Annotated in this window: 12 protein-coding genes; 9 read left to right on the plus strand and 3 right to left on the minus strand. The window is 61.2% G+C overall.

Translation table 11 applies throughout. The features are described 5' to 3' along the window. Positions 1–114: 114 nt before the first annotated feature. Positions 115–3,048, minus strand: coding sequence for a Tn3 family transposase (locus DIE12_RS32060; protein ID WP_124551460.1), 2,934 nt, complete (start codon positions 3,046–3,048; stop codon positions 115–117). 484 nt (positions 3,049–3,532) lie between these two features. Here DIE12_RS32060 and DIE12_RS32065 point away from each other — a divergent pair, with 484 nt between their 5' ends. From DIE12_RS32065 to DIE12_RS32105, 9 genes are all read left to right on the plus strand, one after another. Next, positions 3,533–4,723, plus strand: coding sequence for a twin-arginine translocation pathway signal protein (locus DIE12_RS32065; RefSeq protein ID WP_124551461.1), 1,191 nt, complete (start codon positions 3,533–3,535; stop codon positions 4,721–4,723). 60 nt (positions 4,724–4,783) lie between these two features. Further along, positions 4,784–5,071 carry a hypothetical protein gene (locus DIE12_RS32070; RefSeq protein ID WP_124551462.1) on the plus strand — a complete coding sequence of 96 codons (288 nt, stop codon included), beginning with the start codon at positions 4,784–4,786 and terminating at the stop codon, positions 5,069–5,071. A gap of 158 nt (positions 5,072–5,229) precedes the next feature. Further along, complete coding sequence (locus DIE12_RS32075; protein WP_185641252.1) at positions 5,230–5,580, plus strand: hypothetical protein; 351 nt, start codon at positions 5,230–5,232, stop codon at positions 5,578–5,580. 93 nt (positions 5,581–5,673) lie between these two features. Further along, a complete protein-coding gene (locus DIE12_RS32080; RefSeq protein ID WP_124551464.1) occupies positions 5,674–5,931 on the plus strand; it encodes a hypothetical protein in 258 nt (85 codons plus the stop codon). Between the two features lie 62 nt (positions 5,932–5,993). Further along, positions 5,994–6,332 (plus strand): hypothetical protein, encoded by a 339-nt coding sequence (locus DIE12_RS32085; protein WP_124551465.1) that lies wholly within the window; start codon positions 5,994–5,996, stop codon positions 6,330–6,332. Between the two features lie 72 nt (positions 6,333–6,404). Continuing rightward, a complete protein-coding gene (locus DIE12_RS32090; protein WP_124551466.1) occupies positions 6,405–6,908 on the plus strand; it encodes a hypothetical protein in 504 nt (167 codons plus the stop codon). A 484-nt stretch (positions 6,909–7,392) separates the two neighbouring features. After that, the gene (locus tag DIE12_RS32095) at positions 7,393–7,854 is read left to right on the plus strand and encodes a hypothetical protein (protein WP_124551467.1); all 462 of its coding nucleotides are present in this window, start codon (positions 7,393–7,395) and stop codon (positions 7,852–7,854) included. A 10-nt stretch (positions 7,855–7,864) separates the two neighbouring features. After that, entirely contained in the window at positions 7,865–8,311 is a 447-nt protein-coding gene (locus DIE12_RS32100) for a hypothetical protein (protein WP_124551468.1), read from the plus strand. Between the two features lie 251 nt (positions 8,312–8,562). Then, complete coding sequence (locus tag DIE12_RS32105; protein ID WP_124551469.1) at positions 8,563–9,744, plus strand: SGNH/GDSL hydrolase family protein; 1,182 nt, start codon at positions 8,563–8,565, stop codon at positions 9,742–9,744. Between the two features lie 816 nt (positions 9,745–10,560). On the opposite strand, the gene DIE12_RS32115 is transcribed toward DIE12_RS32105, so the two are convergent. Together DIE12_RS32115 and DIE12_RS32120 are read right to left on the minus strand one after the other, a co-directional pair. After that, entirely contained in the window at positions 10,561–11,787 is a 1,227-nt protein-coding gene (locus tag DIE12_RS32115) for a DUF1173 domain-containing protein (protein WP_124551470.1), read from the minus strand. A gap of 55 nt (positions 11,788–11,842) precedes the next feature. Continuing rightward, entirely contained in the window at positions 11,843–13,075 is a 1,233-nt protein-coding gene (locus tag DIE12_RS32120; RefSeq protein ID WP_260429059.1) for a zeta toxin family protein, read from the minus strand. Positions 13,076–13,093: the final 18 nt, after the last annotated feature.

The raw sequence follows: 13,093 nt of genomic DNA on the forward strand, positions 1-13,093 counted from the left end.
CATTTCGCAACGACGGCATCCTGTCGCGTTGTGCGACGCGTGCTGGGCTCGGGTTTCGCCAGGATGTCTTCGCCGGGTGGATACGATGCGCTGCCGGGTTCTTTCAGAAGCGCGTCATGACGCCGTCTCGCGTTGCCAGGGCGGGGCTTCCAATAGGACATCACCATATTGGTCGATCGGAAAGCTCAACGTACCCCTGAAGTTCACGTGCGCAAAATGAGCTGGACCCATCTTGCGCAACCACTCGTCGTCGACTTGCCGTCCCTTGTGGCGCCAGTTGTCGACCGTCGCCTGCATGTGCTGCGTGTTCCAGGCAATCACGAGGTTCGTCAACAGCGTCAACGAACCGGAGATGGCGACCATTTCATCGCGACGCCGACCGCGCTCGGGGGCCACCCGGCCGGTGTAGATCGCACGCTGAAGCTGGTGTACCGATTCACCGCGATTCAGCAGCGTATGCAGCTCCCGGCGGAACGCAGCGTTGCTGAAGTAATCACACAGGAAAAGCGTGCGCAGCAACTTGCCGAGTTGATCGGCGGCCCGGTGCACCGGGTCGCCCTGTGCAGCACTGCCGAACCGCTGCAGCGCGATCACCGCGCTGACACGGCCCGATTGGATCGAGGCAACGAGCCGCAGCAGTTCGTCCCAGCGGTCGCGAATGGCTTTGAGCGAAACGTCGTGGGCCGCGACGGGCGCCAAACCTTCGGAGACGGCAAATCCGCGCGGCAGATACAACTTACGCTCGGCTAGATTGCGCAGGCCTGGACACAGGTCGAAGCCGAGCAGCTTGGACACGGCCATCCCGACGCTCGTGTACCCGTGCGTATCGACCGAGAGCCGAAGCAGTCCACCGTCGTCGCGGCTTTCGTTATGCCGCAATACACCTTCGATCGCTACACCCGCCTGCCGTTCGTTCAGCACGATCGGCTGGTTATAGACGATGCCATGCTGATCCAGCACATGCGTATAGATACCGACCGCGTGGGTTCGGCGCCGCGGATCGACCCGGGCATAGAAGAGATGCGGCGACGTGTCCAGACTCATGGAATCGCTGGATGCGTGTCGCCCCGTGCCCCAAAGTTCGGTAATCGGATGTGTGCGCTGGAACTCGACCACACGCTCGTTCGCACGCAACAGACGACCAGGCATCTCGAGTGCCCGCATCGCCGTCGCAATCGGCGGCAAATCGAGTTGCGGGACCATCGCCACGACGCTCTTCGCATCGAGATCCGTGCCGTGTGCAATCAGCGCCGCGTACAAAGAGACTAGTTCGTTCGCATCACGCGCGCGTCGTGCCAGCAGCGTTTCACTGAAGCCGGTATGGACGTCCATCTCGATGAGCAGATCGGCCAACTGCGTGGTGCCGATTTCCTTGAACATCAAGTCGCGCGTGCGTCTCGGGATCCCGTCGGTAGGCGTCGCCTCGAGCGCCGACAGATGCAATGCACCGTCGGTTCCGACCGTGACACGCCCAGCCTGCCGCGCCTCCTCGAGTGCCGCGAGCCCAGCCTTCAGGAGGCTCGACAGACCCACCAGAAACGGCTCAGCTTTGTGGGGGAGGCCAAGCGATGAGAGATGCCGGTCGCGCTCGCGATCCCACTGCGCCGGCGGGATCAGCAATTGATCACGAGCGCGGAACGAAAGACTATGGCTGATCCAAACCGATCCGCGTCGCAAACCCTTCCGTAACCCCATGATCGCCGACGCTTCGAGCGCCCGCATCGCGCGTACGCGATCCTCGCCCTCGACAAGGTCCCGCCAGCTTGCGCTCACCGGTACCTCGCAGTCGACGGGCAGTTCGGTCGCGCCGCGCTCGCGCAGCGTGCCAAGGAGTTCGAGCTGCCGTAGGCTCGGCTCGGCGACCCGGCCGGACAGATCCAGTTCGCGTAACGGTACCAGCAGGTTTCGGATGCGATGATGATCATCGGTCAGCGTTTCGCGGACGCTGGCAGCGTGACTCGTCGGCGGCTTGTCTGACAGATCTTCGAGCAGCTTGCCGATCTCCGTGAGCCGTTCCTCTGCGGAACGGCTCGCATCGTCGACGAGCGTCTTGATCGAGATCAGTTGCTGCCGGTACTCGACAGCGGACCGCGCCTGTTTGACCGTCGTCCGATCGTAGGCGTGTCGAACGAGATCGGAGACACGGCGTCCCGTTTGATACAACAGCGCGTCGGTCAGCTCCAGCAACGAAACGTGCATGAAGAAGATCAGCTCGATCGTGCGTGTCGACGCCTTGAGTTCACGAACCTTGGCAGGCCGCCGAGCCTGAATGCGCAGCGCATAGGCGCGCTGTTTTTCGATCGGTACCGCATTCAGATCCCACGTGTGTGCGCCGAGCGACTTCAGGAAGCGGACCTTCGACAGAGTCTCAGTAATGGTCGACGGGCTGTGCCGTGCCGGGGGCGTCTTGAGCCATTCGAGCACGGTCATCCCTGACGTACCATGTTGCGTGGATAAGACCGCATCAGCTTGCACCAGTTGGGCCTTGCTGACGGTCGCCTGGATCATCGCGAGCAGGCCGCGTTCTGCTTCCGACCAGATCGCTCGCCCCAGGTGCCGTAGCGTTCGCTCGGCAGGAATCAAAAGCCGCCGCTCATATAGCCAGTGATGCGCATGCTGCACCAGTTCGTCGAGCGTCAGTGATTCGGCGGCATCCTGCCGCATCCACGCTCCGAGTCCGGCCCACTGGTCGGTGCCCATCGACGTCAGATCAAGGTATTCGCACGCCCACACCTGATGGTCGTATTGCGTTTTATAGCGCTGATACAGCGTGCGCAGCGACGCGATCGACGGTGTCGGCAAACCGAGGCGCTCGCCGACATATCGCAACAGTTGCCGTGGCAGGGTCCCGACATGATCCAGCGTGCGGCCGCTGGCCCGGAGAAAAACGAGTTGGATGGCGACGCCCGCACGGCGATCGCGCCGGAAATGCTCGTTGATCGCGGCCACGTCGCTGTCGCTCAGCGCGAAGTAACGCTCGACGTCGAACTCCGACAGTCGTGCGGGCAAGCGATCCTGCCCCACATACCGAAATTCCAGGCTTGGCATCAGGTGCCTCCCCGTCACGGTCGCAATGGGAAATTGCGGGCAGGTAGCTTACCGCAGATCAAGGTCGGAACTGCCGACGATAGTCGGAAGCTGCCGTGAAGCCTTGCTACACAAGGCTTTCAAGCGAAACCGCCAGATTTTGCACGAAAAGGACGATTACCCCGTACCGAACTAAGGCGTTGACCGTTAGTTGCGTTTTTCGGAGGCATTTGTAAACGGCGGTTCGGCCAGATATACTCAACAAGCGCCTGAAACAGCAGGCGTCGGGTTTGGCGACCCGAGAAATCAAAGCGCACAAGCCGCAACCGCGGCTCTTTTTGTGCCGATGGCCTCTGCATGCCGGTTTTCTATGGGCGGGCCTTGGTGGGGAGACCTTCGGGTCTGCCGGTTTCTTTGGTTCCGGTTCGCCAACCCTGCCTTGCGCCCGCTCACCCCATTTGGCGATGGGGAACGGGCTGAACCCAAACCAAAGAGGCCACATTCAATGCGAAGCATCGCACCGGGCGCGACATCGCCTAAGGTCATTTCTCGTTCGTCGAAAATTCTTGGGCTATTGCTTGCGGCGCTGGCCACCGGCACCTCAACCTGGATCACCGTTGTCGCCGGCATCGAGCGTGGCGGCCGAATCAACGAACAAATCGCGTGGGCGGCAGTCGGCGTTGTGCTCTTGCTCGGAGCCCACCTGATCCCCGCAGTGATCCGTCAGAGTCCTCCCAAGGTACGCATCGCCGCGATGACGGTCTGGGCCGTTTGCATGTTGAGCACCGGTTATGGCCACGCCACTTTTTTCCTGACCGCACAAGGCCACGCAGGGGACGTTCGAGCTGCCACCGTGCAAAGCTCACTCCCGACACCTCAACAGCAGGTTCCTCACGGACGAACACCGGCCGCGGTCGCGGCCGACCAGGCACGCGTCAAGCAAGCCCTTATCGCGGCCCGAGCGACGCGTTGCGCGACCTCCTGCCGCTTGTTGGAGGCCCGGCGCGAATCCTTGTCCGTTCAACTGGCTGCACTCGACGTCGAGGCGGAGGAGGCGCGGCGGAATCAAGATGCGGCCGATCGAGTTCGCGCATCAACCGAAGCGGTGCGCCTGCGCGTAGAGCGCGCTCGGCTGGATCCGGTTTCCGCGCGCGCCGCTGACGCGCTGGGAATTTCACGGGACTCCATCGACCTCGCCATCGCGATCACCTTCGGGGGACTGCTCGAATGCGTGGCTTGCCTGGGCTGGATGCTGGCGCTCGCCAGTTCGGCCAGCTCCACCCTGAATGAAGCACGTGCCGATGCGAACCGGACGATCGAATTGGCCGGCCTCGCCGGGCAGACGGCAACGGTCGCCACCCACTCGGAATTGCTCTTGGGTGATCAGCTGACCCCAGCCGACATCGCCCCGACCCGCGACAATGTCGAAGCCTCTACCTTCGCGCCAACTCCCGAGACCGACCAGGACCTCGTGAAGATCACGCACGCTATCGCGCTAGAGCGCCTGCGGCCTACCGTCAAAGAAATCCGTGAATTCCTGCACTGCTCTCAAAAGCGCGCAATGGAACTACGTCGGCAATTTCTTGACGACGTCTGCGATGCATCGCGCAGCCCGGCCGAACTCGCGGCATCGGCGATTGACGAGCGCCGGCTGACGCTCGTAACGTCGTCGGCAGGGCAGGTGCACGCCGCGTAGCCGAAGAGTGCAAACGTCCGACGGAGCAATGAAGTCGATGTGGAATGGTATAGTCCCGGTATGGTACTAGCCGAACACACCCTAGGTCTCTTCCAGCGCTGGCTCGCAATCGAGGCGGCCGCTGGCAAGCCGCTCAAGCAAACATTGGCGGAGATCAATGAGGCATGTGGCACTGCGTATCGACACAACTGGCCTGCCAAGATGGCCGAATCGGGATACTCGCTAGAACGCATCCCTGTTTCCGTCCGACGCTACATGATGCTGCGCGTCTTGCCTGCCGAACTGACGGCGCGCGGCGTTGTTCTTCCGCTGGACGTCATTGGTACCATCGTCGATTCATTGACATAGTACCGCTGCGGTACTATATTTGGCGAATGTCGAAAAACGAGATGGCAATCACGTCTTCAAACGTGAACTGACCCGAGACCAAAATCGCACGCAGATGCATCGGACGTCGGCCGATAGCCGACCTGAGAGAACGGGATATGCAATACGTCGCAGCGGGGATGACCCTCCTTCTATGCCTCCTCGCCCTGGTGGCCGACATGCCGCTGGCTCTCGGTTTGCCGTTGGTGGCCCTTGTCATGCTCACGGTCGTCGCAATCACGGCGGATGAACATGCCAAACTTCAGGGCGTCTGCTGCATCCTCATGCTTGTCGTGCCACGCATGCTGACCTCGATTTCCGGAAGTACCGCCTTTCTCTCGGCGCCAAACCCTGCACTAGCGGATATTGCGAACATCTTCATGTCCGATTCCTTCGTGATCGTTGTGTCGGTCACCTCGATCGCTCTATGCATGTTGATCAGCGTCTTCGGCCAACCTCGCAGCCGCGCATCCACGCGCGGAAAGGCGTGAGCGGCATGCCCCGATCGGGTCGGGTCTAAGCGGCACCAGAATGTGAAAGATCAGTCATCGGGGGAACAGCCCCGTCACCTAAGGAGATCCAAATTGATACTCAAAAAATCTCGAAATCCGCTCGACATCAAGGCCTCCCGATACGGACTTCGTCGCGCAATCGCCTTCTTCGTTATTTGGGGGATCGCCTGCGACCTCATCTTCAATCGCACGCTTGGCTGGTCGACAACAGCGACTCCCTATAATCTCGCTCGAGCTGGCGTCGTATTGGCGATCGGCGTCGCGCTCGCGATGATCGTTGGCCGTCGAGCGGAAGCGCATTTCAAGGCGAAACAGGCTCCCTCGCTGTAATTCCCGTCCAACACGGCCGCGGCACAGTGCTGCGGCCAATCAGTATGAACCAACTTGGCACCATGACCGCCCTCGAAATCGTCGAATGTCTCGCGAAGGGTATTGATCCGCTCACCGGTGAGATTCTGTCCGAGCACGGGCCGCTCAACGATCCGGCGGTAATTCGTGCGCTGTTCGAAGCAGCAAACGCCCTTCGCACGACAGCTGCACCTGGCCAGCCGAATGCAGAAGCGAACCCCAGGCCGTCGAACGCTGGGCACGCATGGCCGCCGGAAGAGGACGTCCGCTTGCTGGCAGACTTCGACGCCGGCGTCACCCCGAAGGAACTCGCGCGGAAGCACGGGCGCACGCCCGGAGCAATTAAGTCACGCCTCGTGAAACTCGGGCGAATCGAGCGTTAGACCCGACAGCGTGACGATTCCGCCCGCAAATAAGCCCCTCGTGCGCGCCTTCGCGTCGCGAATCAACCGCGCATGAACGCCATTTCCCTCGACCTCATAGGGGCGTGTCTTCCCCTCGCGCTCGCAATCGGATATCTCCCGCGACTGCTAAGGTCACTCGACGTATGGACCTGGTTGCTGTTCGCCGGCTCCCTTGCGATCTCCGCGACATTTTCCTTCTGCGACAGCAAAGCCGTGCACGTCGTGCCAGGCATCTATCTCCTTTGCTTCGTGACCTGGCTGCGCCGCGGCCGTGGCCAATGTCGACAGATTCCTGCAGCTGCCGTGTTCAGTGCCACGCTGATCACGATATTGCCCGGTGACGTGTACGGTGCACTCACTTGCCGGGCCGTGGGTGTCGCGCGAATCGGCGGTGGGGGGCATCTCGATGCATTACTTCTGACTCCCGTGCTGCTTTCGATAATGCACGCGGCCGTCTATTTCTTCTGCGAGCTCGACGAGCTCGGCCGCGTCCCAATCGCCAGCTACATCCGGCGCCAGTTTTCTATGTTCGACCAATCCGGTCGACGTCGCTGAGCCAGCGTTACTCGACACCGTAGCCCCGTGGCGCCGACCTGGCGGCACCGGTCGCGTCACATCCCCACCACGCAGAATACTGAATAAAATTACAAATCTACCGATCGAACGGCTCAAGTTGTGGAGCATGGAACCGATATGTTCAGCTATCGGCGGATCGGTAGACCAGGATTCAGTTACCCATCCAACCGCAATTCTCGGAAGACATTATGAACTTTTGGCAGACCTGGGGGCGGCGGCAATTCGGTGGGGAAGGGTGGCGGCAGCGGTCGGCTTCGTCGTTGGCTTCGCCGCATCGATTTCCCTCGTATTTGGCGGCCCGAGCCAAGCGTATCGGCTCGCCGGGGTGACCCTCGCCGCTGCAACGCCTCTGGCGAGGCATGACGCGGCGTTGATTTTCTTCCTGGGCTGCGGCGACCGCTCGCCCGCTTAATGCATTTACGCAGTAGACCCACAACATTCCGAACTACGAGGACATTCGAACATGGCCGCAACTCGCTGGAACAACGGGAACACCGGGCAAAATGCCCAGGGGTTGATCGACGCGATCAACGATCCGAATATCGCAACCGTCACGCTCTTTGCGAGTCCGACGTCAAAGGACGCGTCATACACGCAAAGCGACGGCCCCGACACGAACTTGCCGCTGCTTTCCGCACTGGCGCATTCGAGCTCCGGAAACGCTACGGTCTTCGACGGGGTCTTCTTGACCGCGGCGCGCAAACCTCGCTATCTCGAAGTAAGAGATGTGCTCGACGCGGCGGTTGCGAGCGGGAAGGTCTACTTCGCCGCCTCGAGAGCCCCGTTCACGTCGGCGCAGACACCTGCGGACGCGACGCGAACCCTCAGTGCCGTGTCCCCCGCTGAAAAATTGACGAGCGGGAACCGCGCTGAGTTCTTCCGGCTTCTCTCCGGTGTCACGGAAGCCCGATTCGCCGAACTGTGAGTCCCCGCCCATGATCCGTAGACCCACCGCTAGGCAATGCTGGTATGCGGCGTTCGGTCTTTTCTTGCTAGAAGCCATCGGCCTTCTCACGATCGCACCTGCGTGGAAGGCCGGAACGATGGAAGGCGAGATCAACGTGCTCGCCTTCTTCGTCGCCGGCATCGGCATCGCTTTCCTCTTGCTCGCGCGTACGCGACCGGGATCGACCCTCGGGACCCAAGGTTTGCGATATCTCTTTGCGCTGATGGGGGGTAGCGCAGCGAATGTCCTGCTTACGTGGGCCACATGGGCTTGCGGCTTCGCCGTGTCAAACGGGACGATCAAGCGGGGAATCATGGGCGAGAACTACTGGCTAGGCCCGACAATGCTCGCCTATGCCACGATTGTATGGCTCGCGTACCGCGCTGGCCTACGCCGTGAGAGTGCTGTCGATGGTGGATCGACGAACCACAAGTGACTCGCGACGCAGGTCGATGTTTAGAGATCGCCGAGCGCGTTCCGCCGGCGACGAAACGCACGCCACCTCCGAGTGCAAGCGCTCCATAATCAAAACATCAAAATCGATGTTTTGATATAATAAAGTCATGCCCAGCGGTACAGCCGGCTCGGCCGGCCTAATCCAACGGGCAACGTCCCGGGCCGCTGAGTATCTCGAGCACATGCCCCGGGCGAACGACAAACGAAGAACCACTACGAGGAACCACAACAATGAAACGCAACGAGACCAATCCCGTCGTCACCACGTCGATCAAGCGCATGACTGCGAGCGTTGCTGCAGCGGCGATCCTGTCGACTCTCGCCGCATGCGGCGGCGGTGGCGGCGACAGCGGGGCACCGACTGGCACCTCTTCCGACAATTCGCAAGCAAGCGCAAAGCTGCAGGTCGTCGCCTTCGGCGACGAACTTTCCGACGTTGGCACGTACGCACCGAACATTCTCCTCGGCTTCGGCGGGGGCAAGTACACCACGAACCCTGGCGACGTGTGGGCGCAGAAGGTTGCCGCCACATACGGCGGTACGCTGGCCCCGGCATATCAGGGCGGATTCGGCGTGCCGCTCACGGCAGCGACTGGCCTCGGGTACGCTCAAGGGGGCGCCCGTGTCCAAGAGCCGATCGGTATCGGCCATGCCGCCGCTGGGACGCCGAACGCAGACTACTCGCAAGCGACCACGACGCCCGTCACTCAACAGCTGCAGAACTATCTCACGGCTCATCGCAGCTTCAATGGCGGCCAACTTGTGCTGGTCAACGGCGGGATGAACGACATTCTGGCACTCGCACCCGCGCTGCAAATGGCGATCGCCACCGACGTCGCCGCTGGAACGGACCCGGCAACCGCCGTCCAGAAAGAAGCTGCCGCGGCCCTCGCGCCGATCGCGCAGGCGCTCGCCGGCACCGTGCAGCAGATCGTTGCAGCAGGCGCAACGCATGTCGTGCTGGTGAATGTGCAGGATCTCGGCCAAACACCGTATGCCGTTCGATCCGGCGCGTCCGCGCAGCAGCTGCTCAGTGGACTGAGCACCGTGTACAACGCGATTGTTGCCCAGTCCATCCAGTCGCTGGGTATCCCCGCAAGCAAACTGACGGTCGTCGACCTGGCCGGCTGGCAAGATGGCGTACTTGCAAGCTACCAATCGAAAGGGTTCGCGGTCGGGAACACGGGAACTGCGTGCAACATCGATTCGATGATCGCCAATGCCGCGAAGGCCGGCGTAGCCAGTCCGCAAGCTTTTGGCTCGGCTCTTTTCTGTTCCCCGCAAACCTACATTGCCGCCGGCGCCGACCAGTCGTACATGTACGCCGACCTGTTCAACCCGACGTCGCGACTGCATGCGATGTTCGCTGAACAGGTGGGTCAGCAGCTGAAGGCCGCGGGCATCGCAAACTAACGGGCACTTGTGATTCGCCCCCACGCCGCACGACGCGACTTTGGGGGCCACTGCTCGGACAGGATCGGATCGGCAAACCTGGATATCGAACCTCTGAAGCGGGCTCGATTGCTTAAAGTCCCTTCCGACGCAGCAGGTTGGTCGCATTCTTTAACCAACTCGCCGCAGCCCGCCCTGAGGCGGCAGCCCGCGCGCGCGGCCTCAACGCTGCAGCAGCATCGAGCAGCAAAAGTAGACGACCGCTGCAACACTGCCTACCGCGAGTAACGGCCAGGACCGTCCCGCAAGGCGCCAGTCAGTTCCCGATGGCGGAGAGCCCGCGAGCACCTGGGCGATTGCGAGCCATATCAAAAAGTCCCAAGCACCTGTCCCGATTGACGTTCGGACCCGCCACCACGCTGCTACCACTGCAATAGGGAGGCCTAGGATCGGTGCCAGCGCCGCGGGCGCGGCATTCCACCAGCGCACATTCTCAAACTCGACCATCCCATAGACGTACACCCCGCCTGGTGCTCGATGTGGCCAAACGGAAAGCTTTGTCGGGCGGGCACACACGAGGTGGCCGACCACAAAGTGCAGGAGCTCGTGCGCGATCGTCGCCGGCAGGCAAAGTAAGGCGGAAAGAGCACCGCCGCGCGCGAACCGCTGAAGAACTGCGGCACCGGCGATCGACGGCAACAGGTAGAGCATCACGGCGCGCGCAGCTGGCGAATGCAGCACAGACGTGAGCAACATTGAGGAAGGGGAGGTGGTGAGCGCTCGCGGATGCAACAACCAAGGAAAGAGCCTTTCGCATGCGAAAGGCTCCTGGCCGCGTTAGGCCGCTTCTGGCACGGTGCGAGCAACCGGAGGTGGCAGAGTCGGCATCGCGTTGCCTGACGCCCACTGCAGATGATTCATCCGCCGATCCTCCAACAGCTCTGCAAGCGCGACTTTGTACGCCTCAGACGCGTTTCCTGGGACCAAATACACGGCCGTATGCTTCTCCTCCGTGTCGTTAAGGATCACGGACGCCAACGGACGCGTCGAGGGCAGATTGTAGCGCAGGCCCTTCGCGAATCTCCGGCGGCCAGCGACCAGCGTTTCGAGAAACCCCTTCTCCTCGACGGTCGAAAACGGAATCCACTGTTCGTTCACGACCATCAGCGCCATCTCCTCGAGCTCGGCGACCCCCGCGCTGTCGACAGAGAATGTCGCGATCATGATCAGGTGAATATCGGGATACGCATTCCAGAGACTTTTCTCCGCCTCGAACACCTTCAGGCGCTTGTTCAGGTCGGCGCTCATCATGAAAAAGAACCCCGGCGCATGCTTGAGTTCGATCTTGTGTCCATACCTGGCTGCAGTCACTGCCTTGACCTCGCCGATCGCGATGAACAGCTTCTGCCCGGCGCGGCCCCTCTCCGCGGCGGCCAGCAGCGCGCTGCGCCGCTGCTCGATCTCGTGCTTCCGAGGGACGTAGAACGGTTCGGGCACGTACAAAGTGGACGGCAAATGCATCCCCTTCGTGAACTTCCCTTGCGCCGCCAGCAACAGGTACTTGTGGACAGTCGCCCAGCTACGCCGCCCTTCCATACCGGGGTGCCAGTGGGTCAGGCGAGCCTCATCCCAGAGGTAATGTAGAAGGGATCGAATGGTCAATTTCGACGTTTCGCCTTTGACGCTGTCCTGCTCGGAATCGGTCGGCGTCGGCGGCGCTCGGCCGGCAATCTTGTTCAGCGCAAAATCCAACCGCAGGCTCGTCGTCCCCTCGTCGACGTCCTCCTTGATCGCGTGGCCCATCACTTCGCCGAGGCCGCTAAGCTGCGCGGGCGCTTCGTATGACGGGCAATTCGGATCGGTCGAATGCAGCGGACCCGAGTCGGGCATTCGCTTGATCAGGTATTGTCCCTGCACCTTTGAGACGTACATCGGAATGCCGGGCCGCGGATGGACGCAAAGGCAGAGCGGGCGAATCGCTGTACCGTGAATTTTCCCGAGCGCACTCTGCAACCCAGGATCGTCTTCCGCGTAGGTTTTCCCGTCGATTTCGAAGCGAAGCATGTTTTCCCCGTATTGCTATCGCCCGATCGCTCAGGACCGGGCGAATGCCTGTCGATCAGGTATCGGCTATCCCGCGACCTTTCTCGTTGACGGCCGGCCTCTTGATTTCTTGTGCGTGCTCGGATTTGCGCGTCTGCTCGTTGGGCTGAAAGTTCAGCTGTACGTTTTGCCCGTGGTGGACATTCCCGCTCAGCTCATCCTTCCCAAAACGAACCGCGTCGGTCCGGCTCGTTTGCACCAGCACGTGCTTCTCCGAAACATCGACCACCTTGCCCTGGACGACAACGTCGGGGCCTAGGCTCGCTGATTCGGTGACCCGCAGGCCGGGCGGCACGTGACCCTTCTGCTCAGGGGAGGGAGAGTCGTTCAGAACAGCTTGTCCGCCACTTCCCGCCGCGCCGACTCGCTCTCGTGCATCTCCTTGATCCCGTTCATGCCCCGCTTGATCCATTCCGATGCGATCTCGCGGCGCGAGTCCGAGGGCTTGTCGATAGGCGTCTTCGTCGATTCGTCCGAATTCGCGTTGGTCTTCGACACGTTGTTGGAGTCGTTGTTGGATGTGCTCATAGTTGCCTTCCGATTTCAGTACTTCGACGTTCTCAAATCCTTGCAGCTGAACGGGGTTCGCGCGGTCTCTGACGTCGACCACGTCGAGAAGCAGGCTCTGGCCGAAGACCTTGTTAAGCTGCTCGAGCGATTCCGGAAGCCTGCCGACGATGTTGGCGATCGTGGAAATGCTCGAACCGCGGCCTTCCTCGTAAAACCGCTGCAGCGTGTTATCGAGCGCGTTCTCGACGCGGGCATGCACTACGATGATATGCGCCTGATAGCCCGCATCAAGGACCTGTTGGATCTTGTCGCGGCTCGTCTCAAAATTCGACATCTGGCCCTCAAACACCATCACCGCGTCGCGCGGCAATTCGCCAGACTTGAGGACCATCGACGTCTTCCCCGCGCCAGGCGAACCTGTCAGGAAATACACCTTATCCCGATCACTTACCCGCGGTGCCGCGAGGTTCTCGCTGAACAGCGCGGACGACAGCACTGCAGCCGAATTGTGGACGGGATTATTGTAACGATTGCGGGCTTCGCGTGAGGCGCTGAACTCCGAAAACGTTTCCTTGAACAGATCCGCTGCAACATACCGCCCTTCAAATGACCGCGCGTCGGACTTGTACGCTTCCAAGAACTTTCCCGGATCCTTCTTCACTTCATCGATCGCTCGGTCCTGCACGCGTTGCCGATCCGGCTCTGCGAAATTCACGTACCGGATATCTTCCAGTTTCATCGATTAACCCCGGCTGAT

It is taken from the genome of Burkholderia sp. Bp9015, from assembly GCF_003853505.1.
Classification (GTDB): Bacteria; Pseudomonadota; Gammaproteobacteria; order Burkholderiales; family Burkholderiaceae; genus Burkholderia.